This is a genomic window from Virgibacillus carmonensis (genome assembly GCF_057836705.1).
Map to the genome: position 1 here is coordinate 26,729 of NZ_JBYQFJ010000019.1, position 25,723 is coordinate 52,451.

20 protein-coding genes are annotated in these 25,723 nt (G+C 38.1%); 6 read left to right on the forward strand and 14 right to left on the reverse strand.

The window, feature by feature from the left end:
* Window positions 1–5: 5 nt before the first annotated feature.
* The 3 genes from opp3C to AC3G7N_RS14425 form a co-directional block, all read right to left on the reverse strand.
* Window positions 6–1,151 carry an oligopeptide ABC transporter permease gene (opp3C, locus tag AC3G7N_RS14415; RefSeq protein WP_489422868.1) on the reverse strand — a complete coding sequence of 382 codons (1,146 nt, stop codon included), beginning with the start codon at window positions 1,149–1,151 and terminating at the stop codon, window positions 6–8.
* Window position 1,152: 1 nt separating this feature from the next.
* Entirely contained in the window at window positions 1,153–2,082 is a 930-nt protein-coding gene (gene opp3b, locus AC3G7N_RS14420; protein WP_489422869.1) for an oligopeptide ABC transporter permease, read from the reverse strand.
* A 167-nt stretch (window positions 2,083–2,249) separates the two neighbouring features.
* The gene (locus AC3G7N_RS14425; protein WP_489422870.1) at window positions 2,250–3,959 is read right to left on the reverse strand and encodes a peptide ABC transporter substrate-binding protein; all 1,710 of its coding nucleotides are present in this window, start codon (window positions 3,957–3,959) and stop codon (window positions 2,250–2,252) included.
* A 308-nt stretch (window positions 3,960–4,267) separates the two neighbouring features.
* Here AC3G7N_RS14425 and AC3G7N_RS14430 point away from each other — a divergent pair, with 308 nt between their 5' ends.
* Complete coding sequence (locus AC3G7N_RS14430) at window positions 4,268–4,636, forward strand: DUF3899 domain-containing protein (protein ID WP_489422871.1); 369 nt, start codon at window positions 4,268–4,270, stop codon at window positions 4,634–4,636.
* 49 nt (window positions 4,637–4,685) lie between these two features.
* On the opposite strand, the gene AC3G7N_RS14435 is transcribed toward AC3G7N_RS14430, so the two are convergent.
* Together AC3G7N_RS14435 and AC3G7N_RS14440 are read right to left on the reverse strand one after the other, a co-directional pair.
* Window positions 4,686–6,383: a peptide ABC transporter substrate-binding protein gene (locus tag AC3G7N_RS14435; RefSeq protein ID WP_489422872.1), complete on the reverse strand. Its 1,698-nt coding sequence runs from the start codon at window positions 6,381–6,383 to the stop codon at window positions 4,686–4,688.
* Window positions 6,384–6,774: 391 nt separating this feature from the next.
* The gene (locus AC3G7N_RS14440; protein ID WP_489422873.1) at window positions 6,775–7,683 is read right to left on the reverse strand and encodes a DUF1002 domain-containing protein; all 909 of its coding nucleotides are present in this window, start codon (window positions 7,681–7,683) and stop codon (window positions 6,775–6,777) included.
* Between the two features lie 178 nt (window positions 7,684–7,861).
* Here AC3G7N_RS14440 and AC3G7N_RS14445 point away from each other — a divergent pair, with 178 nt between their 5' ends.
* A complete protein-coding gene (locus AC3G7N_RS14445; protein ID WP_489422874.1) occupies window positions 7,862–9,064 on the forward strand; it encodes an MFS transporter in 1,203 nt (400 codons plus the stop codon).
* A gap of 226 nt (window positions 9,065–9,290) precedes the next feature.
* The gene (locus AC3G7N_RS14450; protein ID WP_489422875.1) at window positions 9,291–9,536 is read left to right on the forward strand and encodes a YuzB family protein; all 246 of its coding nucleotides are present in this window, start codon (window positions 9,291–9,293) and stop codon (window positions 9,534–9,536) included.
* Window positions 9,537–10,024: 488 nt separating this feature from the next.
* On the opposite strand, the gene AC3G7N_RS14455 is transcribed toward AC3G7N_RS14450, so the two are convergent.
* Window positions 10,025–11,191 (reverse strand): iron-containing alcohol dehydrogenase, encoded by a 1,167-nt coding sequence (locus tag AC3G7N_RS14455; RefSeq protein WP_489422876.1) that lies wholly within the window; start codon window positions 11,189–11,191, stop codon window positions 10,025–10,027.
* 1 nt (window position 11,192) lies between these two features.
* Window positions 11,193–11,588 carry a RidA family protein gene (locus AC3G7N_RS14460; RefSeq protein ID WP_489422877.1) on the reverse strand — a complete coding sequence of 132 codons (396 nt, stop codon included), beginning with the start codon at window positions 11,586–11,588 and terminating at the stop codon, window positions 11,193–11,195.
* Between the two features lie 423 nt (window positions 11,589–12,011).
* On the opposite strand from AC3G7N_RS14460, the gene AC3G7N_RS14465 reads away from it, so the two are divergent.
* On the forward strand, window positions 12,012–13,343 hold the full coding sequence (locus AC3G7N_RS14465) for a S8 family peptidase (protein ID WP_489422878.1): 1,332 nt from the start codon (window positions 12,012–12,014) through the stop codon (window positions 13,341–13,343).
* A 254-nt stretch (window positions 13,344–13,597) separates the two neighbouring features.
* Here the strand turns inward: AC3G7N_RS14465 and AC3G7N_RS14470 are convergent, their stop codons facing one another.
* The 3 genes from AC3G7N_RS14470 to AC3G7N_RS14480 form a co-directional block, all read right to left on the reverse strand.
* Window positions 13,598–14,203, reverse strand: a complete 606-nt coding sequence (locus AC3G7N_RS14470; protein ID WP_489422879.1) for a lysozyme family protein — start codon at window positions 14,201–14,203, stop codon at window positions 13,598–13,600.
* A 1-nt stretch (window position 14,204) separates the two neighbouring features.
* Window positions 14,205–14,633, reverse strand: a complete 429-nt coding sequence (locus AC3G7N_RS14475) for a hypothetical protein (protein WP_489422880.1) — start codon at window positions 14,631–14,633, stop codon at window positions 14,205–14,207.
* Window positions 14,634–14,895: 262 nt separating this feature from the next.
* Window positions 14,896–15,975: an NAD(P)H-dependent flavin oxidoreductase gene (locus AC3G7N_RS14480; RefSeq protein WP_489422881.1), complete on the reverse strand. Its 1,080-nt coding sequence runs from the start codon at window positions 15,973–15,975 to the stop codon at window positions 14,896–14,898.
* 769 nt (window positions 15,976–16,744) lie between these two features.
* Between AC3G7N_RS14480 and AC3G7N_RS14485 the strand changes: the two genes are divergently transcribed.
* A complete protein-coding gene (locus AC3G7N_RS14485) occupies window positions 16,745–18,037 on the forward strand; it encodes a hypothetical protein (RefSeq protein WP_489422882.1) in 1,293 nt (430 codons plus the stop codon).
* Between the two features lie 444 nt (window positions 18,038–18,481).
* Here AC3G7N_RS14485 and AC3G7N_RS14490 read toward each other — a convergent pair whose 3' ends face one another.
* The 4 genes from AC3G7N_RS14490 to AC3G7N_RS14505 form a co-directional block, all read right to left on the reverse strand.
* Window positions 18,482–18,634, reverse strand: a complete 153-nt coding sequence (locus tag AC3G7N_RS14490) for a hypothetical protein (RefSeq protein WP_489422883.1) — start codon at window positions 18,632–18,634, stop codon at window positions 18,482–18,484.
* A gap of 363 nt (window positions 18,635–18,997) precedes the next feature.
* Entirely contained in the window at window positions 18,998–22,141 is a 3,144-nt protein-coding gene (locus tag AC3G7N_RS14495) for an SNF2 helicase associated domain-containing protein (protein WP_489422884.1), read from the reverse strand.
* 298 nt (window positions 22,142–22,439) lie between these two features.
* Window positions 22,440–23,639, reverse strand: a complete 1,200-nt coding sequence (locus AC3G7N_RS14500; protein ID WP_489422885.1) for an MFS transporter — start codon at window positions 23,637–23,639, stop codon at window positions 22,440–22,442.
* 112 nt (window positions 23,640–23,751) lie between these two features.
* A complete protein-coding gene (locus AC3G7N_RS14505; RefSeq protein WP_489422886.1) occupies window positions 23,752–24,606 on the reverse strand; it encodes a MurR/RpiR family transcriptional regulator in 855 nt (284 codons plus the stop codon).
* Window positions 24,607–24,761: 155 nt separating this feature from the next.
* Between AC3G7N_RS14505 and gnd the strand changes: the two genes are divergently transcribed.
* Window positions 24,762–25,658 carry a phosphogluconate dehydrogenase (NAD(+)-dependent, decarboxylating) gene (gene gnd, locus AC3G7N_RS14510; protein WP_489422887.1) on the forward strand — a complete coding sequence of 299 codons (897 nt, stop codon included), beginning with the start codon at window positions 24,762–24,764 and terminating at the stop codon, window positions 25,656–25,658.
* The last annotated feature ends 65 nt before the right edge of the window (window positions 25,659–25,723 follow it).

Below are 25,723 nucleotides of genomic sequence, written 5' to 3' on the forward strand. Positions count from 1 at the left end.
CCTTATTATTTGTGCATTTTAGGATCAAAAGCATCTCGTAATCCATCAGCTACTATGTTAAACGCAATCATGATTACTGAAATGACAATTGCCGGATATAATAGTAAGAATGGATAGATTCTAATATAAGAGAATCCATTATCAATTAATGTTCCAAGCGATGCTTCTGGTGGCACTAAGCCTAGCCCAATAAAACTTAAGAATGCCTCGAAGAATATTGCACTAGGAATTGTGAACATGGTATTTATAATAATAACACCACTGATATTCGGCATTAAGTGCTTTGTAATTATCTTAGAAGCTTTTGTCCCTAATGTTCTTGATGCTAATACATATTCCATGTTTTTAATTTTTAATATTTCACCGCGTACAATCCTGGCCATGCCGATCCAACCAGTAATCGTCAGAGCGATTGTTATCGACAGTATACCTGGCTGCAGGATAATAATCATGAGTAGAATTACTACTAAGTTCGGTATACCGACAAGAACTTCCAAAATACGTTGCATCACGTTATCCAATCGGCCACCAGCGTAACCAGAAATACCACCATACGCTACACCAATAATAAGATCAATCGCTGCTGCTAAAAAGGCAATATATAAGGATACACGCGTACCTTGCCAAAGTCTTGTCCACTGGTCTCGACCTAGGTTATCTGTTCCAAGCCAAAAGTAAGTGTTTTCCATGTCTTTTGCTTCATAGATATGATAGGTTGCTTCAACAGTTGCTGAATCTGCTGTACCGTTTCCTTCATTAACTACTTCAATATCAATAAAGTCTTCTCTATTGTCATATCGCATGTAAGCATTTTGAGTAGCTTCTTCAACCGTGTCGCCATCAAATTCACCACCATGGGTTCCATCAAAGCCTAACCATCCTATGTGATCCAACGCTGCAACACGTGGTGGCATAGTCCCTCTAGTTACGTCTTGATCGTTATAGCCATAATCATTCATAGTTGGTCCAAAAAAGCTAAAGAAAATGATGATTAATAAAACAAGCACCGATAACAATGCTAGCTTGTTTTTAAGAAATGTTCTTGTCGCATCTTGTAGAAACGTTCTACTAGGTTTCGCTATTTTTTCACTTTCATCTTCTTTTTGTTCGAGGGGTTGAAATAATTCTTTTGGTAATTTATTCTGATCCATTTTAAAGCTCCCCTCCAGTAACTCTGATTCTAGGGTCAATTACTCCATATAAAAGGTCGACTATTAAAATAATAACAACAAATAAAAATGCAAACAGCAAAGTTGTTCCCATAATTGTAGGGTAGTCATTAACCATTACAGATGATACAAATTGTTCTCCTAAACCGGGTATTGCAAAAATTTGTTCAATAACGAGTGTACCAGTCATTAAGCCAACTGCCATCGGCCCAATTATCGTAACAAGTGGTATTAACGCATTACGAAGTCCATGTTTGAAAATTATTCCCGTTTCTGTGACACCCTTCGCTCTAGCTGTAAGGATAAAGTCTGATCCTAGTACTTCCAGCATTTCTGTTCGTGTAAAACGAGCTGCGACTGCCATTGGAAAAATTAATAATGCTATGGTCGGTAGTATCGAATACTCAAATCCTTCCCATAATGCGACGGGAAACCAACCCAATTTAACTGCAAATCCCCATTGCAAGAGTCCTGCAAATACAAAGGATGGGATGGATGTACCGAGTACTGCCAAAATCGTGGAACCATAGTCGAGAAAACCATTATGGAAAACTGAGGCTATTAAACCAAGAAGGATACCTAATAGCGTACCAACTAACATAGCCTGAAAGCCTATTTGTATAGAAGGTCCAATTCTATCCAAAATTATATCTGTAACCGGTGTATTGGAAAACGCAAAGGAAATCCCTAAATCGCCTTGTACAAGTCCACCCATATAATTCAAGTATTGAATTGGAACCGGATCATTTAGCCCATATTTTTCTAATACAACTGCGGCTTGCTCTTCTGATAGTTTGTTTTCAGCATTAAGTGGACTTCCCGGTAATAGTTTCATAAGGAAGAATGATATTGTAGCAATTAAAAATAATGTGATCGCCATATACATAATACGTTTCAGTATATACCGTGTCATACTTGCACCTCCCAAGAAATTTGTAAATTCATGTTGTAAAAGTTCGATTGTTTATAATTATACGACTCTTTAATTGCATTGGAAAAGAGAGTATATGCCACTTCGGAATATACTCCCTTTTACCAATTACATAACCTAGCATATTCTAATTATCGTTTCGAAAAATGCTATTCAGCTGCTCCAACACTTGCCCACTTATAATCATAAGTAGCACCCATTGGGTTAGTAATTACACCTTGATATTGTGGTGAGATTAATTGTGCACGTGCACTTTGATACAATGGTGCAACTGCAGCATCTTCAGCTAAGATTTTTTCAGCTTCTAAGAAAGCTTCGTAACGTTTTACAGGTTCAAGAGCTAATTCATTTACAGTGCTTTGAACTAATTCATCATACTCAGGATTTGAGTAACCCATGTGGTTGTTTTGACCATCAGTTATCCATAAGTTTAACCATGTATATGGATCAAGGTAGTCAGGACCCCATCCTGCGTATTGAATATCGTAGTCCTGGCTAGTATCTAAATCAAGACGTTGTTCAAATGGTACCTGAACTAAAGTAATTTCTAGTCCCGGAAGTGTCGTTTGAATTTGGTTAGCAAGAAACTCATTAGTTAGCTTACTAGTTTCTCCGTCGCCACCAAGGAATTCAAGACTTACTTTTTCTTTACCAATTTCTTCTAACCCTTTTTCCCAAAGTTCCTTTGCTGCTTCTGGATCATATGTTACAAGATCGCCATTAATTTCACGGAAATCTTCTCCAGTTTCAGGATGGAATGAGAAGTTTGCAGGTACATACGCGTTAGAAACAACTGATCCATTATTGATTACTTCATCAACTAAAGCTTGTTTGTTAATAGATTTGCTGATTGCCTTACGAATATTAACGTTAGCAAGTGCTTCATTTCGAGTTTGATTAAATTTCAAATAGAACAATGATGTTTCTGGTGTAATTGTAAAGTCATCGTGTGATGAATATTGATCAACAATGTCAGAGGTAATACCCGCACGGTGTACTTCACCTTTTTCATATAAATCTACTCCTGTTTGTGGATCTTTTACCACATCAAAAGTTATTTTTTCTAAGTTAACAGCTTCAGCATCCCAGTATTCTGGATTTTTGACTAAGTCCCAAGATGTTGACGTACTCTTCCACGCATCTAATGTGAATGGTCCGTTAGCTAATAACGTTTCAGTGCTTGTAGCGTAACTATCACCTTGTTCTTCAACGAACTTTTGATTTAAAGGAAAAAATGTACCGAATGCCGTTAATGATTCGAAATATGGTGTTGGTTTTTCAAGTGTAACAACTAGTGTATAGTCGCCATCAGCTTTCACACCCAATTCTTCTACAGGCACTTCGCCTTCGTTAACAGCAGTAGCGTTTTTAATTACGCCACCCATCATGTATGGACCATATTCAGATCCTGTGTCAGGGTTTACAGCGCGTTGCCAAGCATAAACGAAGTCATTTGCTGTTACCGGGTCTCCGTTTGACCATTTCGCATCTTCACGAAGGTTGAACGTCCACGTTAAACCATCGTCACTTACTGTATGATCTTTAGCAATACCTGGAGTTAGCTTAGTATCTTCACCTAGACGATAAAGACCTTCCATCGTATTACCAAGATAAATGAATGCAAGCTCATCAGTAGCCATAGAGACATCCATTGTAGGTATTGTATCGCTTTCTAATAGATTAAGTACTTGTTCTGCTTCTTCGCCACCTTCAGTAGTTTCTTCAGTGGTTTCCCCAGAATCAGTTCCTGAATCTGTGTTTGAATCTGTGCTGCCCTCATCACTACTAGAGCATGCAACCATGAATATACTTAGCAAAAGACCTAAAGCTAAGAGTAATGAAAATTTCGACAATTTCATGGTATGTTGACCTCCCCTTTTTTGTTTTTCTAAGTGCTTGTGTAGAAAATTTATCTACAATAAGCATTATACAATTTTTCAAACTATTTTGCATTACTTTTTTTAATATTTTTTTGCAAAACTTTATTATGGTAGCGTTCTCATTACAAAAAATAGGTCTTTTTACCTATACTATTTTACTTATTTATTACACTATTTTGTTGAAACTGCATTAAATTCACACATAAGTAATCATTTTGTAATCTAATATAATAATCTTTATATTTTTGCTATAATGATAGTTATTCTATATTAAAGGGTGTACAAGTATGGTTTATATAAAAAATAAATGGATTTTTCTGCTCCTCAATTTCTTTGTATGCATTCTAGTATTCATAACCTCTGCTCCAGCATATAATCTAAGGCATTTTATCAATTCCTTATTTTATGTAACACTTGTTTATTTCATCTTAATGTTATTTTTATTCATTATAAAAGGGCGGTTCTTTGATGGAATTTCTTGGAGCTTCCGAAAATTTCGTTCGGTTATGTCCAAAGATAGAGATTATTTAGTAGAACTAGGGGATACTCCTATGCCTTCTGATCGCATTAACATCACGTTTTACCGATTTATCGCATTTCAGACATTAGCTTTATTGCTTACACTTACTTTACTTCTCGTTATTTTTTATCTTTAAAAAGAGAGTACATCACTTTGGGATGTACTCTCTAACAATATAAGTCTTGCTATTCAGATTCACCAATATGTGCCCATTTATAATCATAAGAAGCTCCCATTGGGTTTCTTATAACACCTTTTATTTTCGGTGCTATTAATTGTGCACGAGCCCTTTGATAAATTGGAATAACCGCCGCATCTTCGGCTAAAATCTTTTCAGCTTCTATGAATGCTTCAAAACGTTTAACCGGCTTAAGAGCTAATTCATTTACAGTGCTTCTGATTAATTTATCATACTCAGAATTCGAGTATCCCATCTTGTTGTTTTGACCATCCGTCAACCATAAGTTTAAGAATGTGTAGGGATCAAGATAATCAGGAAGCCATCCATTGAACTGAATGTCATAGTCCATGTTTGAATCTAATTCAAGCTTTTGTTCAAAAGGGACTTGCTTTAATGTAATGTCTAATCCAGGAAGATTTGATTCCATTTGATTAGCAATGTATTCATTCATAAGTTTAGTTGTTGCGCCGTCCTGACCTAGAAACTCAAGCTCAACTGTCTCTTTACCAATTTCCTCAAGACCCTTTTCCCATAGTTCTTTTGCTTTTTCTGCATCAAACGTTACTAAATCTCCATTTATTTCACGAAAACCTTCTCCAGTCTCAGGATGTTTACTGAAACTTTTAGGTACAAAACCATTGGCAACAACTGACCCATCATTCAAAATTTCGTCAACTAATGCTTGCTTGTTTATCGATTTACTAATTGCTTTACGGATGTTCACGTTTGCAAGCGCATCTGAAGTAGTCTGGTTAAGTTTCAACCAGAATAATGTTGGCTCAAGCGTAGTTGTATAGTCATCATCCGATGCATATTTATCAACCAGGTCTGAAGAAACACCTGCACGGTCCACTTCACCTTTTTCATATAAATCCACACCGACCTGTGGATCTTTAACCACATCGAAAGTCAGTTTATCTAATTGTACAGCTTCAGCATCCCAGTAATCTGGGTTCTTTACCAGATTCCAATTAGTTGACGTACTTTCCCAATCTTTTAATAGGAATGGTCCGTTAGATAATAACGTATCAGAGCTTGTTGCATATTTGTCTCCCTGCTCCTCAACGAACTTCTGGTTTAGAGGAAAGAACGTACTGAAAGCTGTTAATGATTCGAAATAAGGTGTTGGTTTTTCAAGTGTAACAACAAATGTGTAATCACCTTCAGCTTTTACGCCCAATTTGTCAATTGGCATTTCGCCTTTACTAACCGCAGTCGCATTTTTGATTACGCCACCCATCATGTACGGACCATATTCAGATCCAACGTCAGGATCTACAGCTCGTTTCCATGCATAAACAAAGTCATGTGCTGTTACAGGATCTCCATTTGACCACTTGGCATCGTCGCGAAGATTAAATGTCCAAACTGTTCCATCTTTACTTACCTCATGATCCATAGCAATACCTGGAGTTATTTCTACATTTTCACCTAAACGGTATAGACCTTCCGTTGTGTTACCAATATAAATAGCGGAAAGTGCATCCGTAGACAACGTGAGATCCATTGTTGGGATCGTATCACTTTCTAGTAAATTGAGAACCTGCTCTACACTTTCGCTATCTTCAGCTTGAGTAGTATCCCCAGAATCACCTGAGTCAGTGCCTGAATCTGTGCTGCTCCCCTCGCTAGAGCATGCAACCGTGAACATAGTTAACAACAGCGCTACTACTAAGAGTAATGAAAGTTTCGATAATCTCATCGTATATGACCCCCTATTGTATTTTATAAATGCTCTCCTATTTGAGGTTTATCTACAATTAGAATCATACGACTTTTCAAACTACTTTGCATTACCTTTTTTAAAAGCTTTTCTGCAAAACACTACTAGACTAACATTATGGTTACAAAAATCCTTCCATATGCCCATGTCAATATGTGTGTGGTTGATGACTACCTATCCTGCTTTTCGTTTTTTGTTATAGTTAATAATGTAAAAACCAGTGAACACTATCAAGATGGCTAAAACTCCTGTAGTAATGAATAAGTGTTTAAATCCTGTTTCCATAACCCGAGTAACGGTTGTCAGTAACTTCTCATGTGTGGTTATATCTGCTACTTAAGCAATACTCGGGCGCTTGCGCTTTTGCTGCTTAATTAAACAATCCCTTAAAGAAATTACTGAGCGCTTGGAAAAACTCACTAAAAAAATTGGCTACTTTGTTCCAAAAGCCTTCATCTAATCCTAGTTCATCCACTTTATCTGTAATTGTGTTCGTTAAGTCTTCCAGCTGGTTCTTCACTTTATCAAAATCAATATTTAAGTCACGCATCTTGTTAAAAAGATCTACAAGCATTTGGCGATCCGCTTCACTCAGAGAAATGTTTAGGTTACTTAATTGATCCTGAACGATTTTTTCTACCTCTTCTTTTGTTGCAGGGTTTTTTTCAGCAATATCTTTCTTAATTTCAGTTAAAAGTTCACTTACTTTCTTCTGACTTAGACCATCCTTTTTGGCAAGGTCAGTTGCAACACCAAGTTCCTCATTAGCAAGCTCCATCCGTTCTTTATCTAATTCGACACCTTGTACATCATACGCTTTATAAATTCCAGTAAGCGCAGAGTGTCCACTAACTTTAACAGGTGACGCAACATCTACCTTTGCGTTTTCCACACCTGCAGTTAATAATGCATTGGCATACATTTCGCTTGTTACTTCTGTGATATTATCAGGGGTTTCTATATTAATCGTGAGGCCCGCGCCTTCTTCTTCGCGCACAATTTTTGCAGATGAAAACATCCGGGCATCAGGATTACCATTAATATATTTTGCAGCATCCTCACCAGTGATCGTATATTCCTCAACCGCTTCATCATCTTTTACCTGTAATAATTCTCTTACTTCCTCTTTTTGTGCATCAGATAAATTGCCACCTAACACAAGAATCGGAACACCTAATTTTTCATTGACACTGGTTGTTGCATATGTTGGCTTTGAAACTCCTACTATAAGGGCAAAAACGAATACTAACATCATTGCAGTTTTCATTGCTTTCATCATTCGTAATGTCACTCCTTTTTATTGCTATTTTACCACATTCATCCTGGAAGTAACTTGAGCATTTAGCTTTAAATTTACTTCGAACTTCTATATATTTAGGGTACCGAAATAAATTGTTAGAAAGAAGGGCTTTGTCATCACTGATCAAACTCCTATTGTAAAACGAAATTTAACTATTATGTGGTTTGCAAATTTTTTCATTGCTGGAAGCATGACTATGATCCTTCCGTTTATATCCCTATATATAGAAACATTTGGCAACTTTTCCGATACCTATGTACAAAGCTGGTCAGGTTGGATCTTTGGTATTACCTTTGTAACAGCCTTTATCTTCTCACCCATTTGGGGCAAAATTGGCGATAAATTTGGACGCAAAAAGATTCTAATCACTTCTGGCCTGGGGTTAGGCTTATCTGTATTATTAATGGGGTTCGCCACTTCCGTATGGCAGCTTTTTTTATTGCGATTGTTTATGGGTATCTTTACTGGGTTTATCCCAACCTCTCAAGCTATGATAGCAACACAAACGCCAAAAAAGATTGCTGGAAGTGTTCTTGGCACCTTACAAACAGGTAGTATCACAGGTGCACTCGCAGGACCGTTGCTTGGTGGTGCATTAGCTGACATCTTTGGTTACGCAACTACATTTAAGTGGACATCAATCACGTTATTCCTATCAGCAATCATTGTTTTATTTGGAATAAAGGAACTGAAAATGAGATTTTCCGACGATGAAGAATATCAGACCTATTCAAGTAAACAGGTTCTGTTGCATATCGTTCGGCAACCAGTATTGCTCATCGTCATGTTGATTTCAATGCTTGTTCAAGTCGCTCATTTCAGTATACAACCAATATTATCTTTATATGTTGCAGATATACATGGACCAGCAAGTATTGCCTTATTCTCGGGTATGGCTTTTTCCGCAGCGGGGCTTGGTAATTTGCTGATGGCAAAACAGTGGGGGAAAATTGGCGACCGAATTGGATATGTAAAAATAATGATTATTTTATTATTTATGGCTGGTATCGTATATTTCCCTGGAGCATTTGTCACAAACATCTGGCAACTAATCGTGCTCCGCTTTTTACTTGGGATATCCATTGGCGGTATCATTCCAGTTCGCATCGCGTACATTCGACAAGTTGCGCCACTTTCCATGCAAGGTGAAGTACTTGGGTACAACACAAGCCTGCGTTTCTTAGGTAATGTGATTGGTCCCGCGCTTGGTGGGATGTTAGCCGGCTTTTTCGGATTCTCGGCGGTATTCTTTGTAACAAGTGCATTACTTGTGATAAGTGGTATGATTATGCTAATCACCTGGTATCGACATGAATACGAAGGGAAATTCCAGCATGCTTTTTCTTCTCATCGAAGTTAAGAAAAGCTCAGGGCGCCTTTAAAGACAGTTTAGATCGCTAAACTCTGGCGCTAGCGATCTTTTTTACACGTAAGGAAACACCAGTATAAGAAAAACTTCGCTATTCGCTATTAAGGACGGGGCGAATGGCAAGTTTTTCTAAAACACAACTATTGAATCTTGTTCTCGTATATGCTACAACTAACAGAGTCACGAATACTATTGATATAGAAAGAAAGTGATAGCAATGGGTATAGTCATAGTCGACGTTTGCGACGGAAATGCCATCGCTACTATTAATATAGAAGAAATTATTGAGAAGGAATTTCCTGAAGTTGCAGTATTGATGAATGAATGCCTTTCGTTCTGCGGTTTGTGCCGGTTAAAACCATATGCGTTAGTTAATGGTAAACGCGTTTCTGGTAATACACCTGAAGAATGTTTAGATAAAATAAGAGAAGCAATAAGAAAAGAACTAGCTGTTTATCATTAACAGCTAGTTCTTTTTTGCTTGTTTTTCAATTGGGTGTTTTAGCAAAGTCTGTTGCTATTGATATAAAATACGACATAACATACCAAGTTTAGTGGTTGGACAACCGTTCCGGAAATCCACTACGCTTTCCGCGGGCGAGTGTCGAGCCTCCTCGGACTGCCGTCCTGCGGGGTCTCGCCGATCTCTTGCTTCCCGCAGGAGTCTCCGTGGATTTCCTTCACTAGGGATCTGCTTAACAATTTCAATTTATTTGGTTGCTTATATCACACAGGCACCCAGCAATTTATGGACGTTGATTGGAGCAGAGGACAGTTGACTCCTGCGGGAACAGCACGAGTCTGAAGACCCCGCAGCGGTGGTCTTCCGCGAGGAGGCTGAGGCCGTGCCCGCGGAAAGCAACTGTCCGTAGCGGAAATCAACATAGCAGTTACGTCGCATTTTATATTTTTGTTTCAAAAACAACGATCTTTTAGAAAACAGCCTTTCAATTATAAACTTGCTTGATATATTTTCTCGGAGTCATCTTTGTTTAGCTTTTTAAAATTACCATATTCCTCGCGAACCTGAACAGTTTTCCCTGCCATGGTTTCAACTGTGCTTTCATCAATATCGTAATCTGCAAGCTTATCTGGTGCACCAATGCTAGTCCAAAACTCACGTAGCTTCGTGATTCCTTCTTGGGCAATATCACGATCTGCTTTCCCATTAGGATCAACATCAAATACGCGAACAGCAAGTTGCTTAAAACGGGTGACATTTTCATCCATTACATGGTTCATCCAGTTAGGGAATAATATTGCAAGGCCACCACCATGTGGAATATCGTGAACCGCTGATACAGCATGCTCCAAATTATGTGTTGCCCAGTCGCCTTGATAGCCCATGTTCAGCATATCATTAAGTGCTAGCGTTCCACTTAACATAATCGTTTCGCGATACTCATAGTTTTCCGGATCATCCAGTAATTTCGGAGCAGTTTCAATTACTGTCTGTAAAATTCCTTCACACAATCGATCTTGTATTGGTGTATTTGAAGTATGATGGAAATAATGTTCCAATACATGTGACATAATATCAACCATACCATATACCGTTTGCTCACGTGGTAAAGACATGGTGTGTGTTGGGTCTAAAATGGAAAACTTAGGGCTAGTATGCGGGGATCCCCAGCCATGCTTTTCATTCAATTCCCAATTGGTAATAACAGAACCTCGATTCATTTCAGAACCAGTAGCAGCAATTGTCAGTACTGTACCGAATGGAAGTGCATCTTTTGCTTGTTCTTTCTTCGTAACAATATCCCAAATGTCGGCGTCCGACTTTGCGCCTGCCGCGATTGCTTTTGTACAATCAATTGTGCTACCACCACCAACAGCAAGTAAGAATTCAATTCCTTCTTTTTTACAAATCTCGATTCCTTTTCGGGCAGTTGTCACACGAGGGTTGGGTTCAACACCAGATAACTCGTGAACTTCAGCACCAATTTCGTTTAGTTTTTTCATTACATTATCATAAATACCGTTTCGTTTAATGCTTCCTCCGCCATACACGACTAATACCTTTTTACCATATGTTGGAACTTCTGCAGTAAGAGCGTCTAACTGTCCCTTACCAAAAATTAACTTTGTTGGATTGTGGTACGTAAAATTATTCATATCAGACTAACTCCCGTTCAACTTTTGTGTATACTACAACATCCATTTCCACCAATACATCTTTCGGCAGTCGGCTAACCTCTACTGTCGCACGTGCCGGATATGGTTTTTCTAAATAATCTCCATATAAGTCGTTTACTGTACTAAAGTTATTCATATCATTTAAAAAGATTGTGAATTTGGCAACATGCGAGAAATTTGTATCTGCCTCAGCTAGTATTGATTTTAAGTTTTCCATTACCTGTTTTGTTTGTGCTTCAATTCCTTCTACTACTTCTCCGGTCTCTGGATTAATTCCGATTTGTCCTGAAACATATAAGAAGTCCCCAGCCTGAATCGCTTGTGAATACGGCCCTAAAGCTGATGGGGCATTCTTTGTATGGATTTCTTTCAACATGTAATAAAAGCCTCCTTGTTTATTCCTATCATATTGCCATTATAATCCTTCTCCGGAAAAAATCGAAGTAACTCGATTTACTTCTTGGAAAACAACTGGGAGACCCAGCATTAGATAGTCATGTTGAAGAAGATCGAACGTTAGCATATCCACCTTCACTCTCAATTGGGACAAGGACCCAAATTTCTTATAGCTGTGCAAGTACAAAGCGCAAATTGGATGTATATAAGAAGGATGTAGAGATTTACCGCTACTTCGTTCCAGTAGTTACGCCAGCACATATAATGCAAATCTAGTCAACGCCCTTTACCAGTCTTTAAGTCTATGAGACAAGGGCCTTTTTTAATAATCTAGCTACAAACACCGCCATCTCTTTTTCATTTCTTCATAGAATAAATCATCAAAGTAAAAGGAGATGGTAGAATGCTAGGATTTTCAATGATTCAGCTTACCAGAAATTATAGTGAAAGGTTCGACAAAGATCTACGGCAAAAATTAATCCATTTATATAAACCCTTTCGCCGCACCCCCTGTTTTTTACATCGTCCATTGGAACAATTTTTAAAAAAGTCAAAGAGGTTTCCCGTCATTATTGAGTTCGACCAAAAAAATGCCTCTCTGCCTTCGTCTTTAAAAATGGCTCGTCAATTGGTAGGGAAAAATGTTAGATCCAAGATAAAGTACGAATACTCCAGCACATCCAGTTGTTCAGCAGTCCTAACGGCATCCTCAATTGAAAAACTCATGTACAGTGATTGTCACATCAAAAAAATTTACTATGATCGAGAAGTCACAGCATTGTTGGATGTTGCATCTCCATCCATTCATGCAGAACAATTGAATGACCAGGGTATAACCGGCAAAGGCATCAACATTGCCATCGTTGACACAGGGGTTCATCCGCATCAGGATTTAAAACAGCCGACTAACCGAATTATTGCCTTTAAAGATTTTATTAACAACAAAACGGAGCCTTATGATGATAATGGACACGGAACACATTGTGCAGGGGATGCGGCTGGTAACGGTTTTTCTTCAAACGGAAAATACCGTGGTCCCGCTCCAGAATCTGGTGTTATTGGCGTAAAGGTACTGAATCAAATAGGATCAGGGTCACTTTCCACAATCGTTTCTGGGATTCAATGGTGTATCGACCATAAGGAAGAACATCAAATTAATGTGATTTCCCTATCCTTAGGGGCAGCAGCTGATGAGTCTGACTGTAATGATCCACTTGTTCAAATTGTTGAAAAGGCTTGGGAAAGCGGTATTGTTGTTTGTGTAGCGGCTGGAAATTCGGGGCCTGATCAAAGAACGATTGCAACCCCCGGAATCAGTTCGAAGGTCGTGACTGTTGGGGCAATCGATGACCAAAACACAGTTGATCGTACTGATGAAGAAGTTGCATCTTTTTCAAGTCGTGGACCTGCGTGTGGAGGAGAGTCGAAACCCGATTTATTGGCTCCAGGGGCTAATATTATTTCTTTAAGAGCTCCCGGCTCTTTCCTAGACAAAACAACGAAATCGAATCGTGTCGGGGACAATTATTTCTCTTTATCAGGCACATCGATGGCAACTCCCATCTGTTCTGGTGTAGCAGCTCTTATTCTTCAAGCCTATCCACAATTTTCCCCTGACGAGGTAAAGCAACAACTTCTCCAGGCTGCTGTCGATAGGGGATTGCCATCCTATGTTCAAGGCGCAGGGTATTTGGACGCCGAAAAGGCTGTCACGTTTAGTGATAGCAGGCGGTAAAAGCGAGATATCGACACTACAACGTTATTTTGAGAAGGTTGATGAATAATCTAATTTAACTTGTTTCACGGAAGATCCAGAAAACAAAATCTAGAATGTTAAAGATTTTTCAATTCAGCAATAAAGGTTGCATCGCATGTTTGATGAATAACGAAAGCCCAGTTCCCTTTTATAATAAAAGGAACTGGGCTTTCATATGTCTTAGTGTTTAAAATCCCGTTAAATTTTTCTATATAACCTTTACAAGTATTCAATTACTCAGATTTTAATTTCTCACGCATCGCCAATATATCCTGCACATAATAGATGTCCCCGTAGCAGGCGTTAATTTCCCGCGCTCCTTCTCGTAAACACCTGTACTTGGACTTGTTCGATGCACTTTCATACATTTCTTGGGAAAAATTGATAGCTACCTCCTGTGTATACTTTCCCTTATTTTCCAATGCATAGTCAATAAATCCTTTGCCAAAATTATACGATTGTATCGCAAGCTCTATGTCTCCATCTGCTGCATTTAGGGTTTCGGAAAAATAGTAGACTCCTTGTTTAATAGATCGGTCGGGATCCTTAATACAATTCCTTTCGCCACAATAGCTTTCAGAAGCCTGCATCGGATCACTGCCACGTCCACCAGATTCTTGCATCATCATGGCTAATAAGATATCCACATAATCTTCAACATCGTTTTCTTTTGCATACTTTTCCACAACAGGCCGGTATTGCTTCACTTCATCGCTTAGTATATCTTCATCCACTTTGAATTCTGTCTGCGCCAAAAGTGAAACGATGACTAGCAACCCAATAATTGAAACGGTTGTAAGTAACGTATTTCGGATTGCTACTTTTGTTTTTTGTCTCATGTTATCCCTCAACTTTTACTATCTTAATCAATAATCCAACGATACTTCCATATAGCACGTGCCCAATAAACCAATAGAAAAAGGCATATACATTTAAAAGATCTGGGGTTCGTTCTGAAAACACCGTAGTACCATATAATAACATACCTATCAACGTAATGATTAGGGCATAAAATATAGATTTATCATGTCGATTGTACTGTTTCAAGGCATAATAAAGCGTTATTACGAGAATAATAGAAATACAAATATGGAGAATGAATTCCGCTAATTCGCTCCAGTTCCAGGATTTTAAAATTGGTATATAATCCACATTTAGTAGAAGAATGTATACCTTCTGACCGGTTATAGATTGAATCCCTTTAAAGAAGTAACCAAGAACAGTGCCGGATGCAATGCCTATACTACTCAGCAGCAACAATCTTTTCATCAAGTTATCCCCAGCCCTTCTTTCTATTTGTGAATATTTTTCCCTTATTTCGTACTAGAATTTATGTTCTACACAAAATATTGAGTTATCCTCAACCTTGTCCACAGGCTGTGCATAAGTTTTGGAGGATGTCCACATAAGTGTATTCCTTTTTTAATTCTTGATGAAACAAAGCAAAACCGCTTCGAAATTATAAAATTAAGAAGCGGTTCATGTGGTCGTCGTTATTTTATTAATCTGCTGGTCTCGTTTTGTTCTATCATTATTCAAACTCCAATTCAAGCTGGTTCGTTTTCTTTGTATCTTCTCCGACCAATGAAGCTAGTATTTTTGCTACTGGTTCTTCACTTACAATGGATCCTACACCTTGGCCTGCCCATAATGATTGAAACTCGGAAACAGCAAATTCCTTACCTGCTCCACGAATGTCTTTCGTAAGTTCATTTTGGATTGGAAATGGAAATAACTCACAATTACTTCCCTCCACCTCACGAATGAAGCGATTCATAATAGCTCGTGCTGGCCTTCCTGAAAAAGCTTTTGTAATAACTGTATCCACAGCTGAAGCTTTTAGTAGTGATTGTCGATATGCACCATTTGTTCCAGCTTCTTTTGCAACTAAGAATTTAGTTCCTAGCTGAACGCCTGATACCCCCATGGCCATCAGACCATCAATTTGGGTCTTATTTGAAATTCCACCAGCTGCAATGATTGGTACATCTAGATTTTCCAAAAGTTCCTGAACCAAGGAAAGTAAGCCGAGATTACATCCATTTGGATACTTTTGTACATCGAATGTCCCACGATGTCCACCAGCTTCAAAACCTTGTGCAACAATGATATCATAGCCTGCTTCAACTAATTGATTTGCCTCGTCCAAATTGGTCGCCATTCCAATCAGGGTTACATTATTTTTTTTAAGACGTTCGATTAACATAGACGACAGCACACCAAAGGCTGTACTGACGACTGGAATATCTTTTTCAATGATGACGTAAACCTTTTCTTGTAAATAATCATATATCTTCACAGATTGTTTTCCTGGATCGATTTCCAGCTCATTTCGGTATTGGTTTAGAAAATGTTGCATTGGTTCCACTTCACTAGAGAATGCCTCTAAGTTTGTTGCAAATAAATTAACCGCAAATGGCTTATCAGTTAGCAGTTTGACCTGATCAATTTCTTCTGTCAGTGACGAAGCACTCATATAACCAGCTCCTATCGTACCAAGCCCACCGGCATTTGCCACCTCAGCCACTAGTTTAGGAGTTGTAATTCCACCTGCCATACCTGCCTGAATAATTGGTGTATGTAAATTTATACTTTCTAATAGCTCCCCCATGCAGTGTCCCCCTCCAATTTCAAAATTATTTATACTAAACATACCACAAAAACTGACATTTTATTGCGTATATTGTAATGAATTACCAGCAATATTTCGTTATAACAATGTCACAAAAATAACACAATCCTATTTGTTGGACATACAATTGGTACTTTTGTCAACTTTCCTAACTTTCCTTCTTGACAATATTGAGAAAATTCCGTACTATAATAGGGGTTAGCGTAATCTGTCGTTAAATGTTTCGTTAATTCCCGTGTGTTTTAAATTGGGGGTTCCTAGAGGAATTACAACACATTCAAAATTGAATATGAAGGCGGAATAGTAATAGATTTCCAACTGAAGAAGTCTGCTATTCATGAACTACTCAAAGATGCAAATTACACAAGTGCCCGAAATATGGGTGAATTTCTGCACCTTATAGAAAATAAGAACAAATTTTCAACTAATAGCAGCAGGCAAGAGATTAAAAAAATATTGCTTCATTAACAGATCAATCGCAAAATAGCCTTTTATATTGAACCTGAATAAAACGTAACCATTATTCATAAGTCTGGTGAATTGCCTGGTATCGAACATGGTGTAACACTATTATCACATCAAGAAAAGAAGGTTTTTTATGGCCATCTTGGCAGAAAATTTTCAACTAATAGTGCAGGAGAAAATTATTTAGCGGCTATTGGCAAAATTGTACTTTCATACATAAAAAGCTGATAGTTATTTCTAATACATGAAATAGCAGCAGACAAATACGGAGGTAGGTCCACAAATGAAGATAAAAATTGCAGTATTCGGCAGGGAAGAAATAATTGAACGAATGAATGATTATGTAGAGGGTCAGGATGACATTGAAATAGTCCCTTTTACCTATTCAAAAACGGTAGAAAACGTTGATTTAATTGAGAAAGCTTTTATGTGTGACGTTTATTTATTTGGTGGATCACTTCCTTATCTTTATGCCAAAGAAAAAATTGATAGAAAGCGTTTACCTGCTGTCCAGGTGGCATTTGATGAATATATGATCTTAACATCCTTTTACCGTTTGAGAAACAATCATAATCAGGCACTGGATCGCATATCAATCGATGTATTACACAAAGAGCATGTCGATGAGGTTATCAGTGAATTGAAGATGGAGGATCGTGCTATTTATGCCTATAGTTATGGGGACGATTCTATATTGGACATCGGCAAAATTTTTCATTATCACAAAGAGCTTTATCAAGCGGGCAAAATTGATTATGTATTAACCTCAATTGAGGAAGTAGAACAAAGGCTGATTGAAGAAGGAATTCCAACTAGCTGTATGCTGATTCCAAAACTCAACCTTGAACGCGCTGTTGAAAAAGCAAAGTCAATCGCTACATTAAACAAAAGCAAGAGCGCACAAATCGTTTCAGGTTTTGTACAGATTAAAGAATTTGATAAAATTGTTGCCAAACAAGGAGAAATTTTGGCACAGGAAATGCTCCTGAAGCTTCATAAAATCCTATTAAAATTTGGCCATCAAACCTATGCATCCGTTTTAACAAATGGCGATAATCAATTCTCCATATTTGGTACAAGGGGCATACTTGATCATATTACGAATCATTACCGTGACTTTCCCTTGTTACAGGAAATCGCTCGTTCATTAGGGATTCCAGTAGATATCGGGTTTGGTTTAGGCTTAACAGCAAAACAGGCTGAGGATAATGCAAAGCTTGCCCTTGAAACCTGTAATCATTCCGAAGAAAGTAGCTGCTTTATCGTAAATGAAAGGCAAGAAACAATCGGGCCGCTTGGAGTGGCAAAGCATGTGGACACGTCACAGTTATACCATGCACTTATTCACCGGGCTAGACTAAATAATGAATTATCTTATAATTTTATTGATTTCATTAACTTACGAAACAATGAACCATTCTCTGCAAATGATATATCAAACTATTATCAGGTAACAAAGCGTAGTGCAGAGCGTACAATTCACAAACTATTGGCAGGCGCAGTCATCCGAGTAGTCGGGGAAGAAAAGCCATATGTTAAAGGTCGACCGCGTAAACTGTTTGAACTAACGATATAGACATGGTGAAACAGAGCCAGGTTTAATAACCTGGCTCTGTTTTTATGTGTTGTTTTGTTGTGCGAGGCGGAAACGAGCGTTGATTTACTGGATGAAGCTTGATATATCGGGGGGAACATTGATTTCCTGGATCGAAGCTTGATATATCGGAAAAAGTTGAAATTAGCCCACAAGAATACCCCTGTTTCAAGGAGGCTACTGAAAAAGTGGTGGATTTTAACAATTAAAATTTCCATCTTCCATCTTAACTTGGCTTAGTATCTCGAATATACGGAGACTCCAACGGGAAGCAAGAGATCGGCCAGACACCGCAGGACGGCAGTCCGAGGAGGATCGACACTCGCCCGCGGAAAGTGAAGTATATTCGTAGATGCGATGGCAGATCCACATATTTTGTACTATATTTAACCTTTTCAGCAGCCTCGTTTCAAAGGGATATTTGCATTATCCTTTATTATCGTTAAATAGGTAACTCATTACTTGTTCAAATAAAGCAACATCATCTGTAATTAAAAAGATTGGCAACAGTAAAATCGCAAGCACTACCGCAAGATTAGCAACAAAAAATTTCGTAACTCCATTTGCAATTTTTTTCATTTGTTACATCCCCTTTTGTACTTATTGTATTCTAAATCTGCCGTTTATTAACCATTTTCGACGACTGAATAGGAGCGTTTAGTTAGTATATTTATTTTACCAGATAAGCGAAAAAAGTGCAGGTTTATTTTAAATATTTATAATAGTACATTTTAAGAAACACACGTGAGGAAAAGCATACTTCTCAGCGCTTAACGTTTTTCCTCCGATTCGCACGGATTTTCGCCAATTTGAAATTATTTAAATATATTAACTGCTCTTATTCAACTTTACCGTCAAATGGTTTGTTAACCAGTCAATCCTACCAAACCCAACAAAAAACCCAATGTGCCAAAATTACACACATGGGTTTTTTTACCTAGCTTATATACTTAGTAATTCACGAATATCACTTTCACTAAGGCTTGAAAGCATCTGTTCACCAGGCTGAATCACTTGATCAATTAATTCACGTTTCTTTTGCTGAAGTGCAAAGATCTTATCCTCAATAGTTCCTTTTGTGACCATTCGTATTACTTGAACAACTTTCTTTTGTCCAAAGCGATGAGCACGCCCAGTAGCTTGATCCTCTACAGCAGGATTCCACCATAAATCATATAAAATAACAGTATCTGCTCCTGTTAAGTTAAGGCCTGTTCCTCCTGCTTTTAATGAGATAAGGAATACACTTTTTTCACCATTATTAAAGCTTTCACTCATCTCTACGCGTTCCTCTGAGGGGGTTTGACCATGTAAATAATAGTAGTCAATCCCATCTTCTTCTAGCTTTTTCTTAATGATTTCATGCATGCTTGTAAACTGAGAAAATACTAACATCCTTTTTCCGTTTGCTACAGCATTGTTGACTGTTTCCATTAACTGTTCTAGTTTTCCAGACTTTCCTTCATAATTTTCAATAAATAAAGATGGATGACAGCAAATCTGCCGCAATCTGGTTAGTCCTGCTAATATTTTCATTCGATTCTTATTAAAGTCCTGACTGCTTAAGGATTGTGCTGTCTCTTGTTGTAGCTCACGTAAATACCCCACATACAATTCTTTTTGTTGTTTGGTTAGTTCAGATACGTGAACCGATTCAATCTTGTCTGGCAGCTCTTTTAATACGTCTTTCTTTAGTCGCCGCAAAATAAATGGCTTTGTTAACATGGCAATTTTAGCATGATCCAGCTGTTTGAATTTCCGTTGACTAGGCATTAGCCCTGGTAAAATAACTTGAAAAATTGCCCACAGTTCATCGATTGAATTTTCAATTGGTGTACCACTTAGTGCAAAGCGATGTCCAGCCTTAATTTCACGGATGGCTTGTGACGTTTTCGTTGCATAGTTTTTAATATATTGCGCTTCATCCAAAATCAATGTGTGGAACGTTATGTCTTGGTATAATGCGATATCTTGTCGTAATGTTGCATAAGACGTAATCCATACTTCAGCTTTTTCATTTGGATCAATCATTGCCATCCGTTCTGTCGGGCTACCCGCAACTACACGAACTCGCAAATCTGGTGCAAATTTCTCACACTCATTTTTCCAATTATATAAAACAGATGAAGGTGCTACGATCAAATGTGGTAGATCCTGTTTTAGTGACAGTAAATAAGCAATACTTTGAATGGTCTTTCCAAGTCCCATATCATCTGCCAAAATACCACCTAGGTGATAGCTACTTAGTGATTTAAACCACTGGAATCCCGTCTCTTGGTAATTGCGCAGGGAAGCTTGTAAATTTTCCGGTATCTCGTAAACCTGTTCTTCTGGTGATTTTAGATGGTGTAAGAGTTTTCGAAACTTGGGATCATAATTTTTTTTCGTTTCAATAAGTGCATCGACCTGCGCACCTCTGTATGCAGGTAACTGCACACTCCCATCCTGTATATCCGCCTTTTTTAAATCAAGTTCCGACATTAACTCTTGGATGGATGCGAATTCGTCCCCTTCAAGGGATAATAATGCCCCACTGTCCATCCGGTAATAGCGTTTTTTCTCTAATACGGCGCCTAGGATCTGATTAATTTCATTATCATTGATCCCATCAATACTAAAGCCAATTTCCAGTAAGTTGTTCGAAGACTCTAATCGCACATTCGTACTAGGAACAGGTTCGTTTTCGATAAAAAATCTGCGAATATCTGATGTTAAGAACAATTCTACATACGTTTCAAACATTGGTAGCACATCGTATAAAAATTCATACAGCATATCCTCATCTGCATCGATATATAATTGTTTACCATTAAAATGAAAATTTGCATGCTCAATTAACTGCATGATCTGTTGTTCTTTTTCCACATCCCGAATGATTAAGACGTCCTCTTCCTTGCGTCCATTAAAGGGATCTACTTGATACTCCCCATAATGATATTCCAATCTCCCAGTAATCCAATCTGCTTTTAAATCGATATAAAGCTTTGCCTTAAGTGGAACTTGGATTATCTCAGATGCCACATTTTCAGATATTTGCACATCACCAATTTTTTTTAGTGAAGGTACAACCTCTGACAAAAATACATCCGCTTGGTCCGCTGGAATTGGGAGATTTGGATTATCTTTAGAAATTTGACTCACCTGCTCAAGCATTGGCACCTGATCTTTCTTTGGAAAGTAAAAAGTCCCGGTATCAAACAACAATTCATACTTAGCAAAATAAACGGCATCTTGCATACCTTCTACTGCAAGTGCAAGCTCCCTATTGTTTTTTTCCAATTTAAATTCATAAGGAAGTTCATCTTCTATAATCGTAATAGCATGGAAAATGTCTCGTTCAGTGTCTACAACAAAGTCACGTTCGACCAATTTTTTTAGTAATGGTTTCGCAAGCAATGGAGAAATAGAAATGGAGCGTCCTTCTGAAATATGTGTTTGATAGCGGTATAAGGAATGACCATCGTACAGCCGTTCGTTTTGCACAATGGACATGATGGATTCAAATAATTCCAGATCCTCATCCTGAAAATAATGCAGCTCCGGATTATAAGTGAATGTTTTCGTAAAATAATGCTCTCGCTCTTGAAATACATCCTGCAGAAATGCGTGTATATCCTTTACAACTAAACGACGTTTTTCGCCCACTTTGAGTTCAAGAAATAACGTATCATTATATGTCCACTTACATACATACTCCACCTGTAGTTGTTGGCGATTAATGCTTAAGCTACTTGCCCGTTTTTGTTGTTGTATATCCGTAATCGTTTGAATAAAGTCTTTTGTCGTTTGAAATTTATCAACTTGACGTAAAGCACCTTGTTCCTTGTGCCTTTTGCCAATTGCAAATAACACCGCAACAACATGTTTGCATTGATTATAGGTTTTAAAAGCGGGGCAATCGCAATAGGCATCTGAAAGCTCATGTGGCCATCTTTTTGTATTTACTTCCACAAAATAACTTTCACTTCCATAAACCGTTGCCGTCCAAACGTGAAAATTAATATCGTATAATAATTCGGTTACTCTTCCCTGATGAAAATATTCTAGACCTCGCTCATACACTTGGGAAGGAAATAATCGTTGCATATGGAAAATATCATAGCTTTTCAAATCAGGTTAACCCTACCTTCTTCTAGTTTAGATGCTTTACAATTGGTACACTAGATAACTGATCAACTTAAACAGCCACGTCCAGCTCCAGCGGCTCAGTCCATTCTATACGTCGCTAAACGGGCGCTTGCGCTTTTGTTCTTATCATTACTTACATTGTATACAAAATAGCCATCTTTTTAAACTAAATCGAGCCCCTTTTGGTTGAAAAGGGGTTCGACTTTTACTTTTTACCGTAATCATTCCGCTACAGGTGCAGGTTTCAGATTCGAAGTTAGTGCGTAACTTTTACTTTTTTGGATTTTATAAGCAGATAAAGATACAGAAAGATTGCTAACAAAACTGAACCAGCTGAAGTAGTGTAAATAACGCTATAATCATACATATAGGCTAATTGACCAAAGCTTATTGCCCCTAATCCAACTCCTAAATCGAAAAAGGAAAAAAACGTTGCATTTGCCATTCCTTTTCGATTATCTGCGGCCTTGTCAACCGCCCATGCCTGTAATGCTGGTTGAACACTTCCAAAGCCTAAGCCATACATTCCGCCTGCAATCAACATAACTAATGTGCTTGGTAGCCATGAGAGTAATAGCATAGATCCAAAAATTAATAAAGTTCCTGGAATAAAGACATAAATATGTCCTTTGGCATCATAAATTTTCCCAGCAAACGTCCGAGATATCATTAAGAATATCGCAAAAACTAAGAAATACGATTCTATACCCGGTATGTTTTTTTCCGTCGCATATAATGGAAGAAATGATGCAATCCCTCCGAATGTAACCGTAATAAAAAATAATAACAATGATGGCTGGATGGCTGTCTTTTCAAAGATATCAAATTTAACAGTGACTGTTTTATTTGGTGATTGTTCCACCTGTTTATAACGAATCTTTGAAGATAACAAAAAAGCTACAAACCCAAGTGCTGCACAAATCATAAATAACGATTTAAATGAGATGATGCCGACAAGCGTTAGTCCTAGAGTTGGACCAAAGGCTAATGCTAGATTGCCGGATAAACCGAAGTACCCCATCCCTTCTCCCCTCCGTTTTGGAGGGATCAAATCCGTTGCAATGGTCCCTGTAGCCGTTGTCGAAAATCCCCAACCGATACCCTGCACCATCCGCATGATAAATAAAAAGAAAATACTCGCAACAAATGCGTATGAACCGACGGACAAAACAAATACTGCCAGTCCAAACATATAGACAAAGCGTCGCCCTTTTGATTCTAATGCATGGCCTGCATAAGGTCTCAAAAGCAAAGCAGAAAATGTAAAAATACCAGTTATAAGTCCTATTAATTGATCACTTCCGCCAAGCTCTTTTACAAATAGCGGAATCGTCGGTAGTGTCATTTGGAATCCAAGAAAAATAAAGAAGTTAGCCACACAAACAAGAACAAAATCACGTGTCCAAATTTTATCTGGCAACTTAGCTGTTTTAATTGCGATTGATTCAGTGCCCATGAACGTCTCCCTTTCTTCGGTACTCGAAATATAAGTATACATGAGCTAAGGGGTAATGGGAATGGATTGATTTCAGACAGAAGCCTACATTAGATCAGCCTCCCCCAAAAGTTTATAATCGTTTCATGGATATTGCTTCACGCATGTTACTAATTGCCTTCTTACCCTCTTCTTTTTTGGCAATCATTACATTGGTATACAGCGCATCGACAATACTAAGCTGAGCAATCCTTGAAGATAATGCTTCTGAACGAAAGTCTGTTTCTTCTGCAACTGTATATAGTGAAATTGCTACTTCTTTCGTCAATGGTGACTTGGCGAAATTCGTAATACTAATTGTTTGAACATCATTCTTCTTAAGTACTTGCAATACATCGAGTAAGTCCTTTGTAGAACCTGAATGAGATATCAATACCGCAACATCCTTTTTCCCTAGCTGCGAGGCTGACATGAGCTGCATATGTGCATCAAGATTTGAGTTGACATGTATACCGCTTCGGATAAATTTATGATAGGCATCTAGCGCCACCAAAGCAGAACCCCCATTACCATAAAACTCAACCTTTTCAGCTTGCAGAATAGCACGCACTGCTTGTTCTAGTGCGTTTCCGTCTAATATATGCAACGTATCTTCTAGTGTTTTCATATTGGAACGGAAAACTTTTTCCGAAACTGTAGCAACACTATCCCCGTCATTAATTTTTTCATGGATATCCTTCATCGGTGTAACAATCTCAGCGGCCAGGGCAATTTTGAAAGCTTGATAACCTTTGAATCCAATCCGCTGGCAGAAGCGAAATACAGTTGAATCTGCTATTTCTAGATCTTCGGAAACTTGATTGATCGTGTGATGGATAATTTGCTGTGGGTTTGCCAGTATATAATCAGCAATCTTCTTTTCCTTCGCGCTAAACTTCCCGTAGTTACTTCGTATACTTGCTAATCCATGTTGGTTTTCATTAACCATGTCGAATGCTCCTAACTATATTGGCTACAACACTAAGTATATAAGAAAAGGAATTTTTTTTCACTCTATCAACTTAAAAATGTATTGATTATAGAAAAATATTTGATATAATATATCTGATAAGAAAAAATATTCTTTTACACAAGGAGGACAACATGCATATAGGAATAGTTGGTTTGGGAAAAATGGGTCTCAATTTATCATTAAACTTACTTGATCATAATCACAAAGTTGTTGGTTATGACACGAACGAAGCACTATTGAACGAAATTAAGCATGAGGATTTCCAGTTCGAAACATCTTTATCAACTGTTGTCGAGAAGTTACCAACACCTCGTACGATTTGGTTGATGGTTCCTGCTGGTGAGGTTACAGAACACGTAATTAATGAGTTAACTCCATTGCTATCCAGCGGAGACAGTCTTATCGATGGCGGAAATTCTAACTATAAAGATACATTACAACGCGCTTCCACATTGAAGGAAAAAGGAATTTACTTCTTTGACTGTGGTACGAGTGGTGGTACTGACGGTGCTCGCGAGGGGGCTTGTACGATGGTTGGTGGTGACCCTGAAAAGTTTGTTGAAATTGAGCAAATTTTTAAAGACGTTTCCATCGAAAATGGTTATCTGTATACAGGTAAATCGGGCAGTGGCCACTTCTTAAAAATGGTCCATAACGGGATTGAATACGGCATGATGCAATCAATGGCAGAAGGCTTTGACATCTTGAACAAAAGCGAGTTTGATTACGACTATGAAAAGGTTGCCAAAGTTTGGAATCACGGATCTGTCATACGATCTTGGTTAATGGAGCTAATCGAAAATGCTTTCACTAAGGATGCGAAATTAGATGATATTCGCGGTGTAATGAACTCGTCAGGAGAAGGAAAATGGACAGTTGAAACAGCACTTGACTTTCAAGTTGCAGCACCTGTTATCGCATTGTCACTCATGATGCGATACCGATCCCAGGAAGATGATACATTCTCTGGAAAGGTTGTCGCAGCACTACGCAACGAATTTGGAGGACACGATGTTGTGAAGAAATAAATCCTATTCTTCACTTCATTATTTTTCCAAAAAGAATGAAAGCGTTTAAACCAAAGGGGGAAACA

Bases quoted from the DNA above. Each gene is read 5' to 3' on its own strand.
- opp3C (WP_489422868.1), bottom strand. From the start codon at position 1,151: ATGGATCAGAATAAATTACCAAAAGAATTATTTCAACCCCTCGAACAA.
- opp3b (WP_489422869.1), bottom strand. From the start codon at position 2,082: ATGACACGGTATATACTGAAACGTATTATGTATATGGCGATCACATTA.
- AC3G7N_RS14425 (WP_489422870.1), bottom strand. From the start codon at position 3,959: ATGAAATTGTCGAAATTTTCATTACTCTTAGCTTTAGGTCTTTTGCTA.
- AC3G7N_RS14430 (WP_489422871.1), top strand. From the start codon at position 4,268: ATGGTTTATATAAAAAATAAATGGATTTTTCTGCTCCTCAATTTCTTT.
- AC3G7N_RS14435 (WP_489422872.1), bottom strand. From the start codon at position 6,383: ATGAGATTATCGAAACTTTCATTACTCTTAGTAGTAGCGCTGTTGTTA.
- AC3G7N_RS14440 (WP_489422873.1), bottom strand. From the start codon at position 7,683: ATGATGAAAGCAATGAAAACTGCAATGATGTTAGTATTCGTTTTTGCC.
- AC3G7N_RS14445 (WP_489422874.1), top strand. From the start codon at position 7,862: ATGTGGTTTGCAAATTTTTTCATTGCTGGAAGCATGACTATGATCCTT.
- AC3G7N_RS14450 (WP_489422875.1), top strand. From the start codon at position 9,291: ATGGGTATAGTCATAGTCGACGTTTGCGACGGAAATGCCATCGCTACT.
- AC3G7N_RS14455 (WP_489422876.1), bottom strand. From the start codon at position 11,191: ATGAATAATTTTACGTACCACAATCCAACAAAGTTAATTTTTGGTAAG.
- AC3G7N_RS14460 (WP_489422877.1), bottom strand. From the start codon at position 11,588: ATGTTGAAAGAAATCCATACAAAGAATGCCCCATCAGCTTTAGGGCCG.
- AC3G7N_RS14465 (WP_489422878.1), top strand. From the start codon at position 12,012: ATGCTAGGATTTTCAATGATTCAGCTTACCAGAAATTATAGTGAAAGG.
- AC3G7N_RS14470 (WP_489422879.1), bottom strand. From the start codon at position 14,203: ATGAGACAAAAAACAAAAGTAGCAATCCGAAATACGTTACTTACAACC.
- AC3G7N_RS14475 (WP_489422880.1), bottom strand. From the start codon at position 14,633: ATGAAAAGATTGTTGCTGCTGAGTAGTATAGGCATTGCATCCGGCACT.
- AC3G7N_RS14480 (WP_489422881.1), bottom strand. From the start codon at position 15,975: ATGGGGGAGCTATTAGAAAGTATAAATTTACATACACCAATTATTCAG.
- AC3G7N_RS14485 (WP_489422882.1), top strand. From the start codon at position 16,745: ATGAAGATAAAAATTGCAGTATTCGGCAGGGAAGAAATAATTGAACGA.
- AC3G7N_RS14490 (WP_489422883.1), bottom strand. From the start codon at position 18,634: ATGAAAAAAATTGCAAATGGAGTTACGAAATTTTTTGTTGCTAATCTT.
- AC3G7N_RS14495 (WP_489422884.1), bottom strand. From the start codon at position 22,141: ATGCAACGATTATTTCCTTCCCAAGTGTATGAGCGAGGTCTAGAATAT.
- AC3G7N_RS14500 (WP_489422885.1), bottom strand. From the start codon at position 23,639: ATGGGCACTGAATCAATCGCAATTAAAACAGCTAAGTTGCCAGATAAA.
- AC3G7N_RS14505 (WP_489422886.1), bottom strand. From the start codon at position 24,606: ATGGTTAATGAAAACCAACATGGATTAGCAAGTATACGAAGTAACTAC.
- gnd (WP_489422887.1), top strand. From the start codon at position 24,762: ATGCATATAGGAATAGTTGGTTTGGGAAAAATGGGTCTCAATTTATCA.